Origin of the sequence: Mesorhizobium sp. M0060 (assembly GCF_040323155.1) — a bacterium.
Taxonomy (GTDB): Bacteria; Pseudomonadota; Alphaproteobacteria; order Rhizobiales; family Rhizobiaceae; genus Mesorhizobium.
Map to the genome: position 1 here is coordinate 1 of NZ_JAMYUP010000086.1, position 19,372 is coordinate 19,372.

Annotated in this window: 23 protein-coding genes and 1 pseudogene; 14 read left to right on the forward strand and 10 right to left on the reverse strand. The window is 63.7% G+C overall.

Annotated features, from left to right (window positions below):
• Positions 1-77 precede the first annotated feature (77 nt).
• From NKJ94_RS34495 to NKJ94_RS34515, 5 genes are all read right to left on the reverse strand, one after another.
• Positions 78-353, reverse strand: a complete 276-nt coding sequence (locus NKJ94_RS34495; RefSeq protein WP_352531896.1) for a sulfurtransferase TusA family protein — start codon at positions 351-353, stop codon at positions 78-80.
• A gap of 5 nt (positions 354-358) precedes the next feature.
• The gene (locus NKJ94_RS34500) at positions 359-1,690 is read right to left on the reverse strand and encodes a L,D-transpeptidase family protein (protein WP_352531934.1); all 1,332 of its coding nucleotides are present in this window, start codon (positions 1,688-1,690) and stop codon (positions 359-361) included.
• A gap of 212 nt (positions 1,691-1,902) precedes the next feature.
• Positions 1,903-2,853: an acetyl-CoA carboxylase carboxyltransferase subunit alpha gene (locus NKJ94_RS34505; RefSeq protein WP_352451195.1), complete on the reverse strand. Its 951-nt coding sequence runs from the start codon at positions 2,851-2,853 to the stop codon at positions 1,903-1,905.
• A gap of 99 nt (positions 2,854-2,952) precedes the next feature.
• A complete protein-coding gene (locus NKJ94_RS34510; protein ID WP_352531898.1) occupies positions 2,953-3,870 on the reverse strand; it encodes a site-specific tyrosine recombinase XerD in 918 nt (305 codons plus the stop codon).
• On the reverse strand, positions 3,867-4,016 hold the full coding sequence (locus NKJ94_RS34515) for a hypothetical protein (RefSeq protein ID WP_023721139.1): 150 nt from the start codon (positions 4,014-4,016) through the stop codon (positions 3,867-3,869). Before NKJ94_RS34515 ends, NKJ94_RS34510 begins: the two co-directional genes overlap by 4 nt.
• 270 nt (positions 4,017-4,286) lie before the next feature.
• On the opposite strand from NKJ94_RS34515, the gene NKJ94_RS34520 reads away from it, so the two are divergent.
• The 4 genes from NKJ94_RS34520 to NKJ94_RS34535 are packed head-to-tail and all read left to right on the forward strand — an operon-like array spanning position 4,287 to position 7,771.
• On the forward strand, positions 4,287-4,889 hold the full coding sequence (locus NKJ94_RS34520; protein WP_352531900.1) for a shikimate kinase: 603 nt from the start codon (positions 4,287-4,289) through the stop codon (positions 4,887-4,889).
• Positions 4,886-6,028: a 3-dehydroquinate synthase gene (aroB, locus tag NKJ94_RS34525; protein ID WP_352531902.1), complete on the forward strand. Its 1,143-nt coding sequence runs from the start codon at positions 4,886-4,888 to the stop codon at positions 6,026-6,028. The genes NKJ94_RS34520 and aroB overlap by 4 nt, the downstream gene beginning before the upstream one ends.
• Positions 6,025-6,921: an HlyC/CorC family transporter gene (locus tag NKJ94_RS34530; protein ID WP_352531904.1), complete on the forward strand. Its 897-nt coding sequence runs from the start codon at positions 6,025-6,027 to the stop codon at positions 6,919-6,921. Before aroB ends, NKJ94_RS34530 begins: the two co-directional genes overlap by 4 nt.
• Positions 6,922-6,961: 40 nt before the next feature.
• Complete coding sequence (locus NKJ94_RS34535) at positions 6,962-7,771, forward strand: alpha/beta hydrolase (protein ID WP_352531906.1); 810 nt, start codon at positions 6,962-6,964, stop codon at positions 7,769-7,771.
• Position 7,772: 1 nt separating this feature from the next.
• Here the strand turns inward: NKJ94_RS34535 and NKJ94_RS34540 are convergent, their stop codons facing one another.
• Positions 7,773-8,075, reverse strand: a complete 303-nt coding sequence (locus tag NKJ94_RS34540) for a BolA family protein (RefSeq protein ID WP_352531908.1) — start codon at positions 8,073-8,075, stop codon at positions 7,773-7,775.
• Positions 8,076-8,208: 133 nt separating this feature from the next.
• Here NKJ94_RS34540 and NKJ94_RS34545 point away from each other — a divergent pair, with 133 nt between their 5' ends.
• From NKJ94_RS34545 to NKJ94_RS34575, 7 genes are all read left to right on the forward strand, one after another.
• On the forward strand, positions 8,209-8,838 hold the full coding sequence (locus NKJ94_RS34545) for a J domain-containing protein (protein WP_036238769.1): 630 nt from the start codon (positions 8,209-8,211) through the stop codon (positions 8,836-8,838).
• 123 nt (positions 8,839-8,961) lie between these two features.
• Positions 8,962-9,948: a cobaltochelatase subunit CobS gene (gene cobS / locus NKJ94_RS34550; RefSeq protein WP_352531910.1), complete on the forward strand. Its 987-nt coding sequence runs from the start codon at positions 8,962-8,964 to the stop codon at positions 9,946-9,948.
• A 3-nt stretch (positions 9,949-9,951) separates the two neighbouring features.
• Positions 9,952-10,404 (forward strand): hypothetical protein, encoded by a 453-nt coding sequence (locus tag NKJ94_RS34555; RefSeq protein ID WP_352531912.1) that lies wholly within the window; start codon positions 9,952-9,954, stop codon positions 10,402-10,404.
• Positions 10,404-12,302, forward strand: a complete 1,899-nt coding sequence (gene cobT, locus NKJ94_RS34560; RefSeq protein ID WP_352531914.1) for a cobaltochelatase subunit CobT — start codon at positions 10,404-10,406, stop codon at positions 12,300-12,302. Before NKJ94_RS34555 ends, cobT begins: the two co-directional genes overlap by 1 nt.
• On the forward strand, positions 12,299-13,324 hold the full coding sequence (locus tag NKJ94_RS34565) for an esterase-like activity of phytase family protein (RefSeq protein ID WP_352531916.1): 1,026 nt from the start codon (positions 12,299-12,301) through the stop codon (positions 13,322-13,324). Before cobT ends, NKJ94_RS34565 begins: the two co-directional genes overlap by 4 nt.
• A 178-nt stretch (positions 13,325-13,502) precedes the next feature.
• The gene (locus NKJ94_RS34570) at positions 13,503-13,871 is read left to right on the forward strand and encodes an ArsR/SmtB family transcription factor (RefSeq protein ID WP_352531918.1); all 369 of its coding nucleotides are present in this window, start codon (positions 13,503-13,505) and stop codon (positions 13,869-13,871) included.
• Positions 13,868-14,353, forward strand: coding sequence for an SRPBCC family protein (locus NKJ94_RS34575; protein WP_352531920.1), 486 nt, complete (start codon positions 13,868-13,870; stop codon positions 14,351-14,353). Before NKJ94_RS34570 ends, NKJ94_RS34575 begins: the two co-directional genes overlap by 4 nt.
• A gap of 58 nt (positions 14,354-14,411) precedes the next feature.
• Here the strand turns inward: NKJ94_RS34575 and NKJ94_RS34580 are convergent, their stop codons facing one another.
• The 3 genes from NKJ94_RS34580 to rpmB all read right to left on the reverse strand — a co-directional run bounded on the left by NKJ94_RS34580 (position 14,412) and on the right by rpmB (position 16,150).
• Positions 14,412-15,086 (reverse strand): spermidine synthase, encoded by a 675-nt coding sequence (locus NKJ94_RS34580; protein ID WP_352531922.1) that lies wholly within the window; start codon positions 15,084-15,086, stop codon positions 14,412-14,414.
• A gap of 3 nt (positions 15,087-15,089) precedes the next feature.
• Positions 15,090-15,770, reverse strand: coding sequence for a queuosine precursor transporter (locus tag NKJ94_RS34585; protein ID WP_352531924.1), 681 nt, complete (start codon positions 15,768-15,770; stop codon positions 15,090-15,092).
• Between the two features lie 83 nt (positions 15,771-15,853).
• Positions 15,854-16,150 carry a 50S ribosomal protein L28 gene (gene rpmB, locus NKJ94_RS34590; protein WP_352531926.1) on the reverse strand — a complete coding sequence of 99 codons (297 nt, stop codon included), beginning with the start codon at positions 16,148-16,150 and terminating at the stop codon, positions 15,854-15,856.
• Positions 16,151-16,864: 714 nt separating this feature from the next.
• On the opposite strand from rpmB, the gene NKJ94_RS34595 reads away from it, so the two are divergent.
• From NKJ94_RS34595 to NKJ94_RS34605, 3 genes are read left to right on the forward strand one after another with little or no spacing between them, the layout of a single operon-like run.
• Positions 16,865-17,662 carry a DUF3108 domain-containing protein gene (locus NKJ94_RS34595; protein ID WP_352531928.1) on the forward strand — a complete coding sequence of 266 codons (798 nt, stop codon included), beginning with the start codon at positions 16,865-16,867 and terminating at the stop codon, positions 17,660-17,662.
• Positions 17,663-17,705: 43 nt separating this feature from the next.
• Entirely contained in the window at positions 17,706-18,596 is an 891-nt protein-coding gene (yddG, locus tag NKJ94_RS34600) for an aromatic amino acid exporter YddG (RefSeq protein WP_352531930.1), read from the forward strand.
• The gene (locus tag NKJ94_RS34605) at positions 18,593-19,264 is read left to right on the forward strand and encodes a lysoplasmalogenase family protein (protein ID WP_352531932.1); all 672 of its coding nucleotides are present in this window, start codon (positions 18,593-18,595) and stop codon (positions 19,262-19,264) included. Before yddG ends, NKJ94_RS34605 begins: the two co-directional genes overlap by 4 nt.
• Positions 19,265-19,270: 6 nt before the next feature.
• On the opposite strand, the pseudogene NKJ94_RS34610 reads toward NKJ94_RS34605, so the two are convergent.
• A pseudogene (locus NKJ94_RS34610) lies at positions 19,271-19,372 on the reverse strand (IS481 family transposase); the annotation flags it as partial.

Below are 19,372 nucleotides of genomic sequence, written 5' to 3' on the forward strand. Positions count from 1 at the left end.
GGCCTGCCTGCCATCTCCCCCTCAAGGGGGAGATTATCCCGCTCAGCCGCTTTCGCCAGAACGAGCTAAGTCGAGACTCAGCCGATCCCGCGCTCGACCAGGAAGCGATGGCCACCTGATATCGCTGCCGTTTCGATCAGCTGATGTCCGCTCTCGGCGCAGAAGGCGGGAATGTCGATGACGGCGAGCGGATCGGTGGTTTCGAGCCAGAGGCGGCGGCCCGGCTGCATTGCGGCCAGGCGCTTTTTTGCCTTGAGCACGGGCAACGGGCAGTTCAGGCCTTTGAGGTCGTAGACGGCGGCGGGGCTGGTTGAGGCCCTGTCTTCTTGGGTCCCATCTCCTTGTTGAACCATGAACCTCAGCCGCCAAACATGCCGAGCAGCTTGTTCTTCAGCCTTGTCGCCCTGCTTTCCTCGGCCTCCGCCGCCTGCGTTTCGGCGACCGGGACGGCCTCCGCGGATGGTGCGACGGTCGCTGTCGCGACAGGCGCTTCGGCTGCTGCTTTGGTCGCTTCCTTTTCCGCCAGCGACTGGGCCTTGGCAGCTTCCTTCTCGGCCAGGGCCTGCGCTCTGGCCGCCTCTTTCGCGGCCTTCGCCGCTTCTATGGCGGCAAGCCGCTGTTCCTCGGCCTTCTGCTTGGCAGCCTTTTCTGCGTCGAGCGCCGCCATCTTGCGGCCCGCCGGCGAATCGACGCGGCCCATGCGCGCCGTTTCGGTCACCGTGCCGTCCGGGTTGAGCGAGGGCGGCTCGATCGGCACGCGTTCGCCGCGGGCACGCCGTTTCGACCAGTCGGAAACGATGCTGGCTTCCTTGATCCCGGCGATGGTCGGCTTGGGTGCCGCCACGCTGGCCTTGACGGCGCCGTTGAAGGCCGCCTCATAGGTGCTTTGATAGGCGTTGATGGCGCTTTTCAGCGAATCGGGCTGGGTGGTCGGAGGGCAAGCGCCGGTCGGATTGAAGGTCGAGCCGTCGGCCGCAACCTGGTTGAAGACATAGCGCTTCTCGCAGACGTCGACTTTCGGCGGCACCTTGGTGACCTCGAAATTGTCATAGCCGACCTTCAGCATCTTCCAGAATTCATAATTCGGGTCGTTGCGGTAGCGCGCCATGTTGGCTGCGGTCATGCGGAACGGAAAGGCCTGGATCTGGAACTCGGTCTGGCCGCCCTGGAAGGCGTCGCGGCCGAAGGCGTAGATCTGCTCGATCTGCGCGTCGGTCATCGAATAGCAGCCCGACGATGAGCAGGCGCCATGGACCATCAGGTTGGAACCAGTGCGCCCATTGGCGCGGTCATAGGCGTTCGGGTAGCCGATGTTGAAGGACAGGTGATAATTCGACCGCGGATTCATCTGTGCCGGGCGGACCGTGTAAAAGCCTTCCGGCGCCTGGCGGTCACCTTCGGTGAACTTGGGCCCGAGCTTGCCCGACCATTTGCAGATGTCGTAGCTGGCGACCAGATCGTAGCGGCCGTTGGTCTTGGCCTTCCAGATTTCGAGCTTGCCCTCTTCCTTGAAGATGCGGGCCATCACCGAGGAGGTGCGGACCATGCCCTTGGCCTTCATCTCGGCCAGGATCTTGTCCGGCAGCGGCCTGTTGGCTTGCGGCGCAAAATCCTTCCTCGAAGCATCATTGCAGCCGGCGACGCCGATCGCAGCGATCAGAACTCCGGTGCGGGCAAGCTTGGCAAACATGGATATGGCTATCGTCTTCATCTCTGCGCCGCGGAGATCGCGGCTGCTAAACTGACCACTGACGGACCCTAAGCCCGTTAACCTTGAAAATTCCTTACCGCAATCATGCTGGCGCGTCCCCTTACGGCAAGCTCACTGAGCCGAATGCAGCGGCATTTTTGTGGCGAAACTGGTTCACGCCGCCACATTTGGGCCGCCGTGCCTGCCGGATGTTACAGATTGCGGCCCATCGCCAGGTATTTCTCGCGGCGATGCTCGCGAAAGTCGGTGTTGGCGCCGGAAAATTCCTTCATCGTCCTGGCGATGAGATCGCCGGTGGCGGCGATCACCGTTTCGGGGGCGCGGTGAGCGCCGCCGAGCGGCTCAGCGACGATGGCGTCGATGATCTTCAGCTCCAGCAAGTCCTGCGCCGTGATCTTCATATTGGTCGCAGCATCCTTGGACCGCGTGGTATCGCGCCACAGGATCGAGGCGGCGCCCTCCGGCGAGATCACCGAATAGATGGCGTGTTCGAGCATGTAGACGCGGTTGGCGGTGGCGATTGCTATGGCGCCGCCCGAGCCGCCTTCGCCGATCACCACCGAGATCGACGGCACCTTCAGGCCGAGGCAGGCCGAGGTCGAGCGGGCGATGGCTTCCGCCTGGCCGCGCTCTTCGGCGTTGACGCCGGGGTAGGCGCCGGCAGTGTCGACCAGCGTCAGCAGCGGGATTTGGAAGCGGTCGGCGAGTTCCATCAGCCGCACCGCCTTGCGGTAGCCCTCCGGCCGCACCGAGCCGAAATTATGCTTCAGCCGGCTTGTCGTATCGGAACCCTTCTCCTGGCCGATAATTGCCACCGGCTCGCCACGGAAGCGGGCGAAGCCGCCGACGATCGCCTGGTCCTCGCCGAAATTGCGGTCGCCGGCGAGCGGCGTGAAATCGGTAAGCAGACCCTTGATGTAATCGATGCAATGCGGCCTGTCCGGATGGCGCGCCACCTGCACCTTCTGCCATGGGGTCAGCGCCTTGTAGGCGTCGCGCAGCGCATCGCGCGAGCGCTTCTCGAGACGGGCGATCTCATCGCCGACATCGACCGCCTCGCCGTTCTCGGCAAGCTTCTTCAGCTCAAGGATCTTGCCTTCGAGATCCTGCACAGGCTTTTCGAAATCGAGGTAATTGTACATTCTTGGGCGAACCGGCAAGTCGGAAGGCAATGGCTGACGCAAGCCTGAAAATGCAGGCTGGGCGCGGTGGAACGTCGTTCTCACATAGCGACATGACGCCTAGTCGGCAAGCGGATGATGATCGTTGACCAGACGCACCAGCCGCTCCTCCAACACATGCGTGTAGATCTGCGTCGTTGAAATATCGGCGTGGCCGAGCAGCTGCTGCACGGCCCTGAGATCGGCGCCGTTCTGCAGCAGATGGCTGGCGAAAGCGTGGCGCAGCACATGCGGCGATATCTTCGCCGTGGCAATGCCGGCCCGCGCGGCAAGCCCCTTCAGTTCGCGGGCAAAGACCTGCCTGGAGAGATAGCCGCTATCGGAGGCGGCCGGAAACAGGAACGGGCTGTCGGCAAAAGCCGGCACCGTTGCCCGTTCGGCAAGCCAGGTCCGCATCGCCGTGCGCGCCTTGGCCGACAGCGGCACCATGCGCTCCTTGTTGCCCTTGCCGCGCACCATGAAGAAGCGGTCGTCGCGCTGCGCCACCGTCACCGGCAGGCCGACCAGCTCGGAAACGCGCAAGCCGGTGGCGTAGAGCACCTCGACCAGTGCGTGGAGGCGCAGCGCCGCCAGCCCGTCGCCGTCATGCAGCGAGGCATCCATCGCCTCCTGCGCGGCGCGATCGAGCAGCCGGCCGGTATCGGCCTCGCTCATCGTCTTTGGCAGCGGCCGGCCTTTCTTCGGACTGTCCAGCGTGCCGGTCGGATCGTCGCCGCGCAGGCCCTCGGCGTAGAGGAACTTGAAGAACTGACGGATCGCCGACAATTTGCGTGCCTGCGAGGTGGCAGCAAAACCGTGCGCGGCGATGTCGTCGAGATAGGCACGGATATCGGCGCTGGTGGCACCGGCAAGCCCGCCGGCGATCCCGGCGGAAGCGTCCTCGAGGTCGCGGCGATAGGAGGACAGCGTGTTCTCGGCGGCGCCGCGCTCGGCGCTCATCATCTCCAGGAAGGCTTCGATGCGGGCGGCGCTGTTCATTTTTTGGGATTGAGCTTTTCCGGAGGAATGCGCACGCTCATTTCCGCCTTTCTCGGCTCGACGAACATGACCAAGGCGAACATCGCGCCATAGACAATGCCAGCCAGAATCACGAGCGTCACGACAAAGCGAAACAGTGTCGGCATTAATTTTCGCTCGTCTTCTTGTTCTGTGTTTCCAACCCTGTGCCCTTATGAGGCGCCAATCCGTTGAATTCAAGGACGAAGCCCATAACAGGCCCTGGCCGCGCCGCGCTTGACGCAAACAGGCTTTTGATGTCGATACGCCGGCAAAGAGGCGCGTCGCGTTTGAAACGAATTCATGCGACGCGCTTTAAGTTTTGATTTTATGCAATGTCGTTATCGCAAAACCGCTGCGCACTTTTGCGCGACATGCATTAGAAACATCATGGTGTCATGAACGCGCTACCAGCAAATCCTCCGGGCGAGAGCCATGCCGCGCTGCTCGGCCGGCTGGGCGACCGTTCCATCGTCTTTGTCGGGCTGATGGGCGCCGGCAAGACGGCGATCGGCCGCAAGGTGGCGGCGATGCTGGCGCTGCCCTTCATCGACAGCGACCAGGAGATCGAAAGCGTTTCGCGCATGAGCGTCCCGGACCTGTTCGAACGCTATGGCGAGGCGGAGTTCCGGGCGCTGGAGCAGCGCGTCATCCTGCGCGTGCTGGAGCACGGGCCCCAGGTGCTGTCGACCGGCGGCGGCGCCTTCATGAACGCGCAGACGCGCGAGGCGATCGCCAGCCATGGCGTTTCGGTTTGGCTGAAGGCCGAGATCGATTTGTTGATGGAGCGCGTTTCCAAGAAGCAGAACCGGCCGCTGCTGAAGAGCTCCGATCCGCGCGCCGTGCTCGAACGGCTGATGGCGGAACGCTATCCGGTCTACGCGGCGGCCGACGTCACCGTGCCGACCCGCGACGATCGCAAGGAAATCATCGCGGCCGAAGTGGTGGATGCGCTGCGCGGCCATCTCGGCGTTGCCGACATTGACGAGGTGCGGTCGTGAGCGCTGATGCAACGGTCTCCGTCGAAGTCGGGCTTGGCGACCGTGCCTACGACATTTTGATCGGCCCCGGCCTGCTGTCACGCGCCGGCGCCGAGATTTCGCGCCGTCTGCCCGGCACGCGGGCGGCGGTCGTCACCGACGAAAACGTCGCCGCCGCGCATCTCGCAACGCTTGCGGCCGGTCTTGCCAGCGGTGGCATCCAACATGCCGTGATCACGCTGCCGCCAGGCGAAAAGACCAAGAGCTTTGCTCATCTGGAAGAGGTGGTCGACGGCGTGCTGGCGGCGAAGCTGGAGCGCGGCGACGTCGTCATCGCGCTCGGTGGCGGCGTCATCGGCGACCTGGCCGGCTTTGCCGCCGGCGTCGCGCGTCGCGGCATGAATTTCGTGCAGATCCCGACCTCGCTGCTGGCGCAGGTCGATTCCTCCGTCGGCGGCAAGACCGGCATCAACAGCCCTCGCGGCAAGAACCTGGTCGGGGTGTTTCACCAGCCCAAGCTGGTGCTGGCCGACACCGAAGTGCTCGACACGCTGCCGATCCGCGAGTTTCGCGCCGGCTATGCCGAACTGGCCAAATACGGGCTGATCGACCGGCCGGAGTTCTTCGCCTGGCTGGAGGAAAACTGGCGCCAAGTGTTTGCCGGCGGGCCGGAGCGGGCGCGGGCCATTGCTGAGGCCTGCCGCGCCAAGGCCGATGTCGTTGCCCGTGACGAGTTCGAGACCGGCGACCGCGCGCTGCTCAATCTCGGCCACACCTTCGGTCACGCGCTGGAGGCGGCGACCGGCTATGACGGCACAAGGCTCGTGCATGGCGAAGGCGTCGCCATCGGCATGGCACTGGCGCACCGCTTTTCGTCAAGGCTCAACCTGGCCAGCCCCGACGATGCGACGCGTGTCGAGGCGCATCTTCGCGCAGTCGGCCTGCCTTGGCGCATGGCCGACATTCCCGGCGAATTGCCTGATGCCAATAAGCTGTTCTCCTTCATCACCCAGGACAAGAAGGTGTCGCGCGGCGCGCTGACCTTCATCCTGACGCGCGGCATCGGCCAAGCCTTCATCGCCAGGGATGTGCCCGCCTCGGAAGTGTTGTCGTTCCTCAGGGAGAACCATCCGGGTCGGCAGGAAAGCCGCCCGGGATGAGCCAAGCCGGCTGGATCGCGGCTGCCGTGCTTGCCGGCCTCGGCCTGCTGGGCTTCGTCTTGCGCATGCGCCTGCTCGCCGCCTTCGGCTACGAGCTGCAGCGCATCGAGCCGCAGCGTTCGGCGCATGAGGAATTGCGCGGCGCGGTCAACGATTTCCGCCGCGACGGCCAGGTGGTGCGCGAGGATCGTGCCCGTATCGGCGGCCTGTTCGACCTCGAGGAGCTCGAAGTCTCCGACGTCATGGTCCACCGCACCAATATGCGCTCGGTCAATGCCGACAATCCGCCGGAAGCGGTGGTGCGCGAGATCCTGCAGAGCCCGCACACCCGCATGCCGCTCTGGAAGGGCTCGCTCGACAACATTGTCGGCGTGCTGCATGCCAAGGATCTGCTGCGCGCGCTGAACGAAGTCGGCAACGATTTTTCCAGGATCGACGTGATGAAGATCGCATCGCGACCATGGTTCGTGCCCGACACCACGACGCTACAGGAGCAGCTCAACGCCTTTCTGCGCCGCAAGGCGCATTTCGCCATCGTCGTCGACGAATATGGCGAGGTCGAAGGGCTGGTGACGCTGGAGGACATCATCGAGGAGATCGTCGGCGAGATCGCCGACGAGCACGATATCGACATCCAAGGCGTCAAGCAGGAGGCGGACGGCTCTGTCGTGGTCGACGGCACGGTGCCGATCCGCGACCTGAACCGGGCGCTCGACTGGAACCTGCCGGACGAGGAAGCCACCACCATTGCCGGCCTCGTCATCCACGAGGCGCAGTCGATCCCGGACGAAAAGCAGGCCTTTACGTTTCACGGCAAGCGCTTCGTCGTCATGAAACGCGACAAGAACCGTATCGCGCGGCTGAGGATCAAGCCGGTGATGCTTGGCGAATGACAGCGCGCATCTTGTGGCACCTGTGGGCAGTCAGCAGTTGATGACAATCGATCGGCGAACCCTGCTTTTGGCGTCAATGGCGGCGCTGCTGCCGGGGCAGGCTGCGGCAGCATTGCGGCTGCGTTCGCCGTCGCGCGAGACCCTCGACTATGGGCCGGCCAAGCTCGACATCTATTCCCGCGATGGCGCAAACGGCCTGCCGGTCGTCTTTTTCGTTCATGGCGGCGCCTGGCGCATCGGCAACCGCAACAACGTCAATTCGAAGCCGGGTTTCCTGCTCGACAACGGCTTCTGCTTCGTCTCGATCGACTACCGGATGCTGCCCAAGGCCGATGTCGCCACCCAGGCGGCGGATGTCGAACTGGCGTATCGTTACGTGCGCGCCAACATTGCCAAGCATGGCGGCGATCCGAACCGGATTGTCGCGATGGGCCATTCGGCCGGCTGCCATCTCGTCGCGTTGACCGGCCTGCGCGGCGGCCTGCCCGGCGTCGCGGCGCTGGTCCTCGATGATACCAGGGCCTACGACCTGGAGGCGTTGGCCAGGAGCGGCGACATGGCAGGGGTCTATGCCCGCGCCTTTCCCGATCCGGCGCAGTGGCGCGCGCTGTCGCCGATCACCTATGTCGAGGGCCGCAAGCATCCGCCGACCTTCATCGCCTATTCGCGGGCGAAAGGCCGCGCGGCGGACGCGCAGGCTTTCGCCGAGCGTCTGAAGGCTACCGGAACCAAGGTCACGCTGTTCGACGGCAGCGCCTATTCGCACATGTCGATCAATCGCGACTTCGGCACCGAGGGCGATGCATTGACCGTCGCGGTGATGGCTTTCCTGCAGGCGACGCTCGGCTGATCTACCAGCGGGTCTTTTCGCCGGGCGCTGCCGGCTCGATCGCCAGGGCGTGGACGCCGGACTTCAATTCCTCGGCCAGCAGATCGTTGACGGCGCGATGGCGCTCGACGCGGCTCATGCCGGCAAAGGCGGGGGCGACGATGCGGACGCGGAAATGCGTCTCGCCGGTGCCGTCGAAGGTGGCGTGATGGCCGGAATCCAGATGATGATGACCGGCATGGAGATGGCTTTCATTGATGACAGCCAGCCGTTCCGGCGAAAACGCCTTTTTCAGCTTATCTTCCATCGTCGCCTGTATGGACATCGCCGCTTCCCTTCACCACATCTATGTCATCGCACAAAATTCGCCATTCGCCGGTTTTATGCCGCGATTCAGCGGTTAGGGCGATCATCGCGAAAATGTCAATTCTTGTTTCGCATCAGCGAACAGCCCATAAATGGGTGAGATGAAGCCGTACCCAAAATATTTCGAAAAGATTCGCATCCGCCCGGAGAAGGACGCGGAACTGAAGTCGCGCTCGCCGATCTGCCAGTGGGATGGCTGCAAGGAAGCCGGCACCCACCGCGCTCCGGTCGGGCGCATGAAGGAAGGCGAGTACTTCCAGTTCTGCTTCGATCACGTGCGCGAGTACAACAAGGGCTTCAATTATTTCTCGGGCGTTCCCGACACCGAGATCGCCCGCTTCCAGAAGGAGGCCATGACCGGCCACCGGCCGACCTGGAAAATGGGTGTCAACGGTGCTTCGACACGCTCCTCGCCGGACTTTGCCCAGGCGCGCTCCGGCCGCGCCGGCTACTACAACCGCATGCGCGATCCGTTCGACCTGTTCAAAGGCCCGAAGGATCCGCGCGAAGCACGCGAGCGCAAGGCCAAGCCGCTTGAGGCCAAGGCACTGGAAACGCTTGGCCTTGATACAAAGGCGACTGGCAAGGATATCAAGGCGCGCTATAAGGAACTTGTGAAACGCCACCATCCGGATGCGAATGGCGGCGACAGAGGTTCGGAAGACCGGTTCCGCGATGTGCTCCAGGCCTATCGCGTGCTCAAGCAGGCAGGTTTGTGCTGAGCGACCTTACGGTTCGTGTCGTTTTCCAACTTTCATAAGGTTGGAAAAGGCTTTAAGACCGCCCCCGAACAAAATCGATTGCCGGCGAAACGCGGCGTTTCGCTTGTGGAGACGTTGATAGAGATGAACAAGGTCGATCGCGACATCGCCAACTTGCCCGACACCACGGTGTCGGTGAAGGAGACATTCGGCTTTGAATCCAAGATGGTGGTGCCGGCCTATTCGGTGACCAGCGAGCATGTGCCCGACATCGATCCGGACTATCTGTTCGACAAGAACACGACCATGGCGATCCTCGCCGGCTTTGCCTACAACCGCCGGGTCATGGTGTCGGGCTATCACGGCACCGGCAAGTCGACGCATATCGAGCAGGTCGCCGCGCGCCTCAACTGGCCTTGCGTGCGCGTCAATCTCGACAGCCATGTCAGCCGTATCGACCTCGTCGGCAAGGACGCCATCGTCGTCAAGGACGGGCTGCAGATCACCGAATTCCGCGACGGCATCCTGCCCTGGGCCTATCAGCACAATGTCGCGCTGTGCTTCGACGAGTACGATGCCGGCCGCCCGGACGTGATGTTCGTCATCCAGCGCGTGCTGGAATCATCGGGCCGGCTGACGCTGCTCGACCAGAGCCGGGTCATCCGCCCGCACCCGGCGTTCCGGCTGTTTTCGACCGCCAATACGGTCGGCCTCGGCGACACCACCGGCCTCTATCACGGCACCCAGCAGATCAACCAGGCGCAGATGGACCGCTGGTCGATCGTCACCACGCTGAACTATCTGCCGCACGACAATGAGGTGAATATCGTGCTGGCCAAGGCCAAGCATTATCGCGACGGCAAGGGCAAGGAGATCGTCAACAAGATGGTCCGCGTCGCCGACATGACGCGCTCGGCCTTCATCAACGGCGACCTGTCGACCGTCATGAGCCCGCGTACGGTCATCACCTGGGCCGAGAATGCCGAGATCTTCGGCAATATCGGCATGGCGTTCCGGCTGACCTTCCTCAACAAATGCGACGAGCTGGAACGCTCGGTGGTCGCCGAATTCTACCAGCGCGCCTTCGGCGAAGATCTGCCGGAGAGCGCGGCCAACGTTGTGCTGGGGTAAGGCATGCTCGATCGGCGCGCGTTCCTCGTCCTTGCGGCGCCTTTGGTGTTGGCAAAAGGTGTGGCGATAGCCGACGAAGCTACACTTCAGCAGATCGTCGGCGAGGTCACGGCGGCGAATTTTGACGCGCTATGGCGTTTCGCAGAAAGGTCGATGAATCAAATCATCGGGCTGAAGATTTCCTGCCGTGAGCATGACAGCGAAACTGCCAGTTTTGCGGCGATGTCGATCCATGGGGTCTTTGGTATCGTTTCAAGGGAAGGCAAATCCCAGAGGGTGCTCGGCTTTCCCGACGGATTTAGCAAATCCCTCGGCACGTTCTATGCCGATGGATTCTACCGGGTGTCACTCGAGGAACGTGGGATTGTTGGACTGACGCCGGTGCCAGATGCTGAAGTCGCAGCAAAGCAGGTGAAGCGCATCACGCTTGATGAACTGGCAGGTCAGAAGAACTGATGGCGGGTCCGGGCGATAACACGCGCAACAAGTCGAAGACGGGGTCTGAAGCCGACAGCTTCAAGCGCGCCGTCACCGTCTGCATGCGTGCAATTGCCGGCGACAAGGAACTCGAGGTCGGTTTCGCCAAGGATCGGCCGGCGCTGGCCGGCAGCCGCGCCCGGCTGCCCGAACTGCCGAAGAAGGCATCGAAAGCCGATATCGCCATCACCCGCGGGCTCGGCGATTCAATGGCGCTGAAGCGCGCCTGCCACGATGCGCGCATCCACACCAGGCTGGCGCCGGAAGGCAAGCAGGCCCGCGCCATCTATGACGCAGTCGAGCAGGCGCGCGTCGAGGCGATCGGCAGTCGCGCCATGCAGGGCGTTGCCGACAATATCGGCTCGATGCTCGAGGACAAATACGCCAGGGCCAACCTCGTCGACGTCAAGGACAAGGCCGACGCGCCGATCGAGGAAGCGCTGGCGCTGATGGTGCGCGAAAAGCTGACCGGCCGCACTGTCCCGAAGAGCGGCGAGCGGCTGGTCGATCTCTGGCGCCCCTGGGTCGAGGAAAAGGCCAGTGCCGATCTTGACGGGCTGTCGGCAAAGCTCGAAGACCAGCAGGCTTTCGCCCGCGTCGTGCGCGAGATGCTCGCCTCCATGGAAATGGCCGAGGAACTCGGCGACGACCAGGAGACGGAAGACTCGGAGGACAACGACGAAAACCAGCCGCAAGGCGAGGAGCAGAGCGAGGAGGGCGGCGAGGACGATTCCGGCTCCGAGCAGTCGCAGTCCGAGGATACCGAGGCATCGTCCGATGATGAGCAATCGGCCGAGACGGAGGCATCCGACGCCACCGCCGACGATTTGTCCGATGATGACGATGCCGATGCCGAGACGCCCGGCGAGGCGCGCCGCAACGACAACCCCTTCACCAATCTGCCGAAGGAGATTGACTACAAGGTCTTCACCACGGCCTTCGACGAGACCGTTGGCGCCGAGGAATTGTGCGAGGAGGAGGAGCTGGACCGGCTGCGCGCCTTCCTCGACAAGCAGCTAGCCAACCTTTCCGGCGTCGTCGGGCGGCTGGCCAACCGGCTGCAGCGCCGCCTGATGGCGCAGCAGAACCGTTCCTGGGATTTCGACCTCGAAGAGGGCTATCTCGATCCGGCGCGGCTGGTGCGCGTCGTCATCGACCCGATGCAGCCGCTGTCCTTCAAGCAGGAGCGCGACACCAAATTCCGCGACACGGTGGTGTCGCTGGTGCTCGACAATTCGGGCTCGATGCGCGGCCGGCCGATCACGGTCGCCGCCACCTGCGCCGACATCCTGGCGCGCACGCTGGAACGCTGCGGCGTCTCGGTCGAAATCCTCGGCTTCACCACCCGCGCCTGGAAGGGCGGGCAGGCGCGCGAGAAATGGCTGAAGGAAGGCAAGCCGCCGAACCCCGGCCGGCTCAACGATCTGCGCCACATCATCTACAAATCCGCCGACCATCCGTGGCGGCGGGCGCGCCGCAATCTCGGCCTGATGATGCGCGAGGGCCTGCTCAAGGAAAACATCGACGGCGAGGCGCTGCTGTGGGCGCACAACCGCCTGATCGCGCGGCCGGAGCAGCGCAAGATCCTGATGATGATCTCGGACGGCGCGCCGGTCGACGATTCGACGCTGTCGGTCAATCCGGGCAATTATCTCGAGCGGCATTTGCGTGCCATCATCGAGCTCATCGAGACGCGCTCGCCGGTCGAGCTTTTGGCCATCGGCATCGGCCACGACGTCACCCGCTACTATCGCCGCGCCGTCACCATCGTCGATGCCGAAGAATTGGCCGGCGCCATGACGGAGCAGTTGGCCTCGCTGTTCGCCGAGGAAACCGTGCGCGACACGCGGCGCGGCGGCATGCGGCGCGCCGGATGATTTTTTCGCGCGGCGGCTTTTGGCAGACGCTTTTGGCCGCCGTCGCGTTGTTCGGCATCACTTTGGCGCCGGCTATCGCCGCCGGCCCGGCCTCGGTCGAGCCGGCCGAAATCTCGGCCCGGCCGATCAGTGAATTCCATATCGGCCGGCCGGACAAACAGTTCGGGCCGCTGGAATTCGTCGGCGGGCTCGAAATGACCTCGGCGACACGCGATTTCGGCGCGCTGTCGGCGCTTCGGTTCCTCAAGCCCGGCAGTGATTTCATCGGCGTCTCCGACACCGGCTTCTGGTTCTTCGGCACCCTCGTCCACGATGCCGACAAACGTCCTTCCGGCATCCAGACTTTCCGCATGCAGCAGATGGTCGATGCGGCTGGCCAGCTGATCGACCAGAAATGGGCGGTCGATGCCGAAGGCCTTGCGGTCAAGGACGGCATTGCCACGGTCGGTTTCGAGCGCGATCACCGTATCGCCCAGTTCAAGATCGACCCGGACGACATGAAGGCGCCGTTCAGGCAATTGGACTTCCTGATCCCGGCCTGGGAACTTCGTCGCAATCGCGGCTTCGAGACCGTCACTCGCGCCAATCCCAACGGGCAGCACGAGGGCGGACTGGTCGTGGTGTCGGAAAAGAGCCTCGACAAGGCCGGCAACATCTATGCGGCGATCATCGAAGGGCCGCACAAGGGCGTCTTCACCGTCGAGCGCAATGGTGATTTCGACATCACCGACGGCGCCTTCCTGCCCGATGGCGACCTGGTGCTTTTGGAGCGCAGTTTTTCAATGGCCGGCGGCGTCAAGATGCGGCTGCGGCGCATCTATGGCGAAAGCGTCGAGAAGGGCGCCGTCGCCGGCGGGCCGGTGCTGCTTGAAGCCGACATGGGCTACCAGATCGACAACATGGAAGCGCTCGACGTCTGGACCCGCGACGACGGCGCGCTGATCGTGTCGCTGATGTCCGACGACAATCACTCGATCCTGCAGCGCAACCTCTATCTGGAATTTGTGCTGCACGAGGATTGACGCGTGATCGGCCGTTGGCTGGCTGACGGCGATGCTGGCGTCTCAGCGCCGTTTCGCAGCTCATGCAATTTCCCTTGGCAATGACCCGCGTCGCGGGTTTTTCAGCCAGCTTCGCCACCTGTAAAAACACTTTAGTAGCGACTTGACAATTGGCACCATTGGCGGAATACTCAAGTCCATGCTTAAGCATTCCGAGATCGATAGCATCCTGCGGGCTCTTGCCGAGCCGACGCGACGGGCAATCCTGGAAAGACTGAGTCGCGGGCCGGCCACCGTCAGCCAGTTGGCGGAGCCGTTCGGCATGACCTTCGCCGCCGTGCTCCAGCACCTCCAGGCGCTGGAAGCGTGCGGGCTGATCCGCAGCGAGAAGGTCGGACGCGTGCGCACCTGCCGGATCGAGCCCGGCGGGCTCGCCCCGCTCGCCGACTGGATCGCCGCACGCCGCACGCCGGCCGAACGCCACCTCGACCGTCTCGGCCAGATTCTGGCGGAGACGGACCAATCGAACGCAACGATCCACGACCAGGAAAAGGACGAAAAGAAATGAGCCAGATTGCCCCCGTGAACGACCAGCACTCCGTCATCCATTCGACCTTCACGATCGAGCGGACCTACCCTCAATCGCCCGAACGCGTCTTCTTCGCCTTTGCCGACAAGCCGACAGTGCGGCGTTGGCGCGTCGAAGGCGACGGCTTCACGATCGCCGAATTCACCTTCGATTTCCGTGTCGGCGGCGGCGAGGTTTCGCGGTTCAGCTATCAGGGCGGCCCGGAAATCAGGCTCGATGCGCAGTTCCAGGACATCGTTCCTGACCGACGCATCGTATTTTCCTACCGGATGGCGGTTGGGCCGCAGCCGCTGTCGGCGTCGCTCACCACGGTCGAGCTTGCACCTTCCGGCGACGGCACCCGCCTGACCTATACCGAACAGGGTGCCTTCTTCGATGGCGTCGATTCGGCGCAAGGACGCGAGGAGGGCACGCGCGGGCTGCTGCAGGCACTCGCCGCCGAGCTTCAGAAAACGAAGTAGAGGTTCGTCGGCAGACCCGGGCGGCGTCCAACACGGACCCGCTCGATTGCGAGGTGGCCTATTGCCCTTTGCTCGCGATCCAGATGACGTGCCGGGCGCCACGCTTGCCGTTAGCCCGCGCCTTGACCTCCTCCACCGTGAAGCCCGCCTGCTTGAGCCGCCGGGTGAAACCTGCATCAGGGCCCTGCGACCAGACCGCCAGCACACCGCCGGGCCTGAGAGCTGCTCTCGCGCTGTTCAGGCCGGCTGCGCCGTAGAGCGCATCGTTGGCCTTGTAGACGAAGCCTTCCGGGCCGTTGTCGACATCGAGCAGGATCGCGTCCCAAGCCGATGCTTGCGATCGAATGAGCTGCCCGACATCGGTCTCGCGAATGCTGACGCGCCGGTCGTCAAGGCAACCGTCGAAAACCTCGGCCATCGGGCCGCGCGCCCAGGTCACGACTGCCGGCACCAATTCGGCAACAGTGACCTGCGCATCGCCGCCAAGCTCGGTCAGCGCCGCGCGCAAGGTAAAGCCCATGCCGAGGCCGCCGATCAGGATGCTTGGCTGCCGACGGCCGGCAATCCTTTGACAGGACAGCTTGGCCAGAGCTTCTTCGGAACCGCTGAGCCGGCTGTTCATCAGCTCGTTCGCGCCAAGCATGATCGAGAATTCGCCGCCGCGCCGCTTCAGGCGAAGCTCTTGTCCGCCGTCAGGCGTTTTTGCCGAGTCCAGTTGAAGCCAGGGGATCAAAGACTATGCCGCCACTGCCGGCTGGCTCCAGCGGGTGGCAAGCAGTCGGTAGGGGATCAGCGCCACCACCGCGATGATCAGCTTGACGCTGAGATCGCCGAGCGCCCAGGAGACCCAGCGCATCGTCTCGACCGGCAGCACGCCCATCAGTGGTGCGGTTTCCAGCGCAAAGGCGTCGTTCGGCCCGGCGAAGGCGAAAGCCGCCGCAAAGGCGACGGTGAAAAACACCACCGTATCGAAGACGGAGCCGACCAGCGTGCCGACGATCGGCGCGCGCCACCAGCTCTGCCGGCGCAGCCGGTTGAACACGGTGACGTCGAGCAATTGCGCGGTGAGGAAGGCCGCACCCGACGCCGCGGCAATGCGCACCAGTCGGTCGGCGGCGGTCTCGAATTCGATCAGGCCGTGGCGAAACAGGAAGGGCGGGATGAGGATCGAGCAGACCACCGCTGTCATGAAGCCGACAAAGACGATCCTGCGCGCCACCGCCGGCCCATAGCGGCGATTGGCGAGATCGGTGACCAGGAACGAGAACGGATAGGTAAAGGCGCCCCAGGTTAGGATGTCGGCCAGCGACAGCCCGCCGATTGCACCCTGCATCGGGAACTGCACGAGGATGTTCGACGCCACGACGACGAGCGCCATGGCGGCCACGAAGGGCAGGTATCGCGAGAAGAAAGTCATTTTTTTATCCTGGGTAATGGAACCAGCGGAACGCGATCCGGAGTCCGGATCACGCCCTAGAAGGCGGCTGCCCGCCGAAAAACTCAGGCGGCCGGCTGGTCGGCGAGCTTCTTGGCGATCTGCTTCTTCAACAGACGGGCGCGCTGCGATAATTCCTTGGCATCGGCCTTGGCCAGGAAGGCATCGAGGCCGCCGCGATGCTCGACCGAACGCAGCGCATTGGCCGAAATGCGCAGGCGCACATTCTGGTTCAGCACTTCCGAGATCAGCGTCACATTGACGAGATTGGGCAGGAAGCGACGCTTGGTCTTGTTGTTGGCGTGGCTCACATTGTTGCCGGACATGACTGCCTTGGCAGTGAGTTCGCAGGTGCGGGACATGGTTCTAACCTTCGGTTCTCGGTCCTGGCCAAACATTCGACGCGCGCCGGTGGGGCGCGGTTTCGGTCAGGCCGCCTTATGGAAAAAGTTGGCGTTCCATAGTTGCATTTCGCCGATGCGTCAAGCGCGGGCTGGTCGCGACAGGGGAATCGCACTTTCGGAGAAGGCGCGACCAGCGGAGCTGCCGATCCCCTTGCGGGGGGAGATGGCCAAGTGGTGGCAACGAGGGGTGTTTTCCTCGACCTGTCAAGACTTGGCTTCCTCGCCTACCGCGAAGCGGGGGAGAGGTGGCCGCGAAGCGGCCGGAGAGGGGTCTTTCGTAGGGCGCAGTTCCCCTCTCCGTCTCGGCTTCGCCGAGTCACCTCTCCCCACTTTCGTGGGGCGAGGAACCCAAGCTTCGAATGAAGGCCGCAACCCTCCCCTCTGCCCCGGCCGGGGGTCTCCCTCGCAAGGGCGGACCGGCAGCCTCGTCGAGGACGCCACATTTTGTTCTTGCTTTGTGCCGGCAGCTATGCTACTAATTTGTCCATCGTGCTAATTCGCGCCGATGACCCGCCGCCGAGGCGGGTTTTTTATTTTGGCCGTCGACCAGCCTCGTCGCTCAAGACGACAGCGCCCCTTCACATTAAGGCCGGAATTCAGCCTATAAGCGGTCACACAGGGACATGCCAGACCAGAGCTGCCCATCTCCGGTCGAGAACCAAGGACCCGCCCATGCCTCGTTCTTTACACGTTTTCCATGCCCTGATCGCGCTGTTCGCCGTCGCGCTGTCGACGACGGTTTCGGCCGCTGAGCCGCAATCCTTCACGGGCGAGTATTCGGTGTCGTTCCTCGGCCTTTCCGTGGCCAAAGCGAAATTCTCCAGCCATTACGAAGGCGACACCTATTCGATCGAGGGCAGCGTCTCCAGCGCCGGGCTCGCCACATTGTTCGACGATACGCGGGGCACGATTTCGTCGAAGGGCAAGATTTCGGGCAAGCAAATGCAGCCGCAGGCGTTTCGCGCCGACTACACGTCCGGCAAGAAGACATCGATGATCGACATCCAGTTTGCCAACGGCGTCGTGACCTCGACCAAGGTCGTGCCTGAGCCGAAAAAGCGCAATCCCAACAATTGGATACCGCTGGTCGGCAGCGATCTCGTATCGGTCCTCGATCCGATGGCCGCGACCGTCATCCATGCCGACAACCTCGACCAGGTCTGCGGGCGCACGGTGAAGCTCTATGACGGCGAAATGCGTGCCGATCTGAAACTGACCTACGAGGCGAAAGGGTCGATCTCGGTGGCCGGCTACAAGGGCGACACGGTTACCTGCAGGATGGGCTTCGAGCCGGTGGCCGGCTACCGCAAAAACCGCAAGGCGCTGAAATACCTGAAGAACCACAGCCGCATCATGGTGACGTTTGCACCGGTCGGCCAAAGCGGCGTATATGCGCCGATCCGCGCCACGGTCAGCACGCAAATCGGCCCGTTGACGATCAGCGCGGAGCGGTTCGAAGCAAACGAATAGGCGTGATCGTGCGCCGCCGCAGATGGGCACGGGGGCGACGGGTATGGCGCGCGCAACACTGATCGGCTTCTCCGCGGTCGCCATGTGGGCGCTGCTGGCGCTGCTTACGGATGCTTCGGGCGCGGTGCCGCCGTTCCTGCTTTCGGCACTCACCTTCACGGTCGGCACCTGCGTCGGACTGGTCGCCCGGCTGTTCACGCCGGCGGCCGACAGCGCCGGCAAGATACCGCGCCAAGTCTGGGTGATCGGCATTGCCGGCCTGTTCGGCTACCATTTCTTCTACTTCACGGCGCTGCGCAATGCGCCGGCCGTCGAGGCCAGCCTGATCGCCTATCTGTGGCCGCTGCTGATCGTGCTGGGGTCGGCGCTGATGCCGGGCGAGCGGCTGGCCTGGAACCATGTCGTCGGCGCGCTGCTCGGTCTTGCCGGCACGTTCCTGATCGTCACCAAGGGCGGCGGCGGACTTGCCTTCGATGCGCGTTATGCCTTCGGCTATGCGATGGCGGGCGTCTGTGCGGTGCTGTGGTCGTCCTATTCGCTGTTGTCGCGGCGCTTCCCGTCGGTGCCGACCAGCATCGTCACCTGGTTCTGTGCCGCCACCGCGGCACTTTCGCTCGTCTGCCATCTCTTGCTGGAGCGGACGGTACTGCCCGACGGCGCCGGCCAGTGGCTGGCCGTGCTCGGCCTCGGTCTGATGCCGGTGGGGGCGGCGTTCTATGCCTGGGACATCGGCGTCAAGCGCGGCAACATCCAGGTGCTGGGGGCGGCGAGCTACGCCGCGCCGCTGCTGTCGACGCTGGTGCTGATCGCCGCCGGCTTCGCCGAGCCGTCATGGCGCATCCTCGCCGCCTGCGTGCTGATCACCGGCGGCGCGGCACTGGCGGCGAAATCGCTGTTCCTGCGCAAGCCGGCTGCGAGCGAGGCAAACGCATGATGCCGTTTCCCGGCGGCATCGACGCCAATGCCAATGCGACGCTGGTGTTTTCGCTGGCGGCAGCGGTGATCTACGCGTTCAGCCTCGGCATGCCGCCGCGCCTTTCGCGGTCGGCAGCAAGGACATTGGCGGCGGCGATGCTGGCGGTGCTGGTCGTGCAGCAGGGCGGGCCATGGCTGCTCGTCGCCGCGCTGGCCTTCAGTGCCATTGGCGACGCTTTCCTGTCGCGCGACGGCGAGAAGGCTTTTCTTGGCGGCACGGCCAGTTTTCTTGCCGCGCATGTGCTTTACGTCGCGCTGTTCCTGCGCTCCGGCGGCGGCCTCGGGCAGCTTTTGGCCGAACCGTGGCGAGCAGTGATCGTGCTGGCGCTGACCGTATTCGCGCTGGCCATGCTTTTCGCGCTCTGGCGCCGCGTTGGCCCCGCTTTGCGTTTGCCGATCAGTGTGCATGCCGCGGCAATCCTCGCCATGGGCATTGCCGCGCTCACCCTGAACAGTGCCTGGGCCGTCGGCGGCGTCGTCCTGCTCATGCTGTCCGACGGGTTGCTTGCTTCGGAAAAGTTCCTGCTGCCCGCCATCTCGCCGTACCGCGTCTGGATGCGCCACGCAGTCTGGGCGCTGTATTATGCCGGCCAGCTGGCGATCACGCTGGGTTTTCTTTTGGGTTAGGTGTGCCTAGGTGTTTAGTCCCGGCGTTTGATGGGTGGGATCGAGTCGGAACCGTTCGGGCTCTTTTGCCCAAATTTTGCAGATGAACTCATAGGGTGTGAGACCCTT

Excerpts from the sequence above, each read along its gene's own strand:
- NKJ94_RS34495 (WP_352531896.1), bottom strand. The coding sequence starts at position 353 with ATGGTTCAACAAGGAGATGGGACCCAAGAAGACAGGGCCTCAACCAGC.
- NKJ94_RS34500 (WP_352531934.1), bottom strand. The coding sequence starts at position 1,690 with ATGTTTGCCAAGCTTGCCCGCACCGGAGTTCTGATCGCTGCGATCGGC.
- NKJ94_RS34505 (WP_352451195.1), bottom strand. The coding sequence starts at position 2,853 with ATGTACAATTACCTCGATTTCGAAAAGCCTGTGCAGGATCTCGAAGGC.
- NKJ94_RS34510 (WP_352531898.1), bottom strand. The coding sequence starts at position 3,870 with ATGAACAGCGCCGCCCGCATCGAAGCCTTCCTGGAGATGATGAGCGCC.
- NKJ94_RS34515 (WP_023721139.1), bottom strand. The coding sequence starts at position 4,016 with ATGCCGACACTGTTTCGCTTTGTCGTGACGCTCGTGATTCTGGCTGGC.
- NKJ94_RS34520 (WP_352531900.1), top strand. The coding sequence starts at position 4,287 with ATGAACGCGCTACCAGCAAATCCTCCGGGCGAGAGCCATGCCGCGCTG.
- NKJ94_RS34530 (WP_352531904.1), top strand. The coding sequence starts at position 6,025 with ATGAGCCAAGCCGGCTGGATCGCGGCTGCCGTGCTTGCCGGCCTCGGC.
- NKJ94_RS34535 (WP_352531906.1), top strand. The coding sequence starts at position 6,962 with ATGACAATCGATCGGCGAACCCTGCTTTTGGCGTCAATGGCGGCGCTG.
- NKJ94_RS34540 (WP_352531908.1), bottom strand. The coding sequence starts at position 8,075 with ATGTCCATACAGGCGACGATGGAAGATAAGCTGAAAAAGGCGTTTTCG.
- NKJ94_RS34545 (WP_036238769.1), top strand. The coding sequence starts at position 8,209 with ATGGGTGAGATGAAGCCGTACCCAAAATATTTCGAAAAGATTCGCATC.
- cobS (WP_352531910.1), top strand. The coding sequence starts at position 8,962 with ATGAACAAGGTCGATCGCGACATCGCCAACTTGCCCGACACCACGGTG.
- NKJ94_RS34555 (WP_352531912.1), top strand. The coding sequence starts at position 9,952 with ATGCTCGATCGGCGCGCGTTCCTCGTCCTTGCGGCGCCTTTGGTGTTG.
- cobT (WP_352531914.1), top strand. The coding sequence starts at position 10,404 with ATGGCGGGTCCGGGCGATAACACGCGCAACAAGTCGAAGACGGGGTCT.
- NKJ94_RS34565 (WP_352531916.1), top strand. The coding sequence starts at position 12,299 with ATGATTTTTTCGCGCGGCGGCTTTTGGCAGACGCTTTTGGCCGCCGTC.
- NKJ94_RS34570 (WP_352531918.1), top strand. The coding sequence starts at position 13,503 with ATGCTTAAGCATTCCGAGATCGATAGCATCCTGCGGGCTCTTGCCGAG.
- NKJ94_RS34575 (WP_352531920.1), top strand. The coding sequence starts at position 13,868 with ATGAGCCAGATTGCCCCCGTGAACGACCAGCACTCCGTCATCCATTCG.
- NKJ94_RS34585 (WP_352531924.1), bottom strand. The coding sequence starts at position 15,770 with ATGACTTTCTTCTCGCGATACCTGCCCTTCGTGGCCGCCATGGCGCTC.
- rpmB (WP_352531926.1), bottom strand. The coding sequence starts at position 16,150 with ATGTCCCGCACCTGCGAACTCACTGCCAAGGCAGTCATGTCCGGCAAC.
- NKJ94_RS34595 (WP_352531928.1), top strand. The coding sequence starts at position 16,865 with ATGCCTCGTTCTTTACACGTTTTCCATGCCCTGATCGCGCTGTTCGCC.
- yddG (WP_352531930.1), top strand. The coding sequence starts at position 17,706 with ATGGCGCGCGCAACACTGATCGGCTTCTCCGCGGTCGCCATGTGGGCG.
- NKJ94_RS34605 (WP_352531932.1), top strand. The coding sequence starts at position 18,593 with ATGATGCCGTTTCCCGGCGGCATCGACGCCAATGCCAATGCGACGCTG.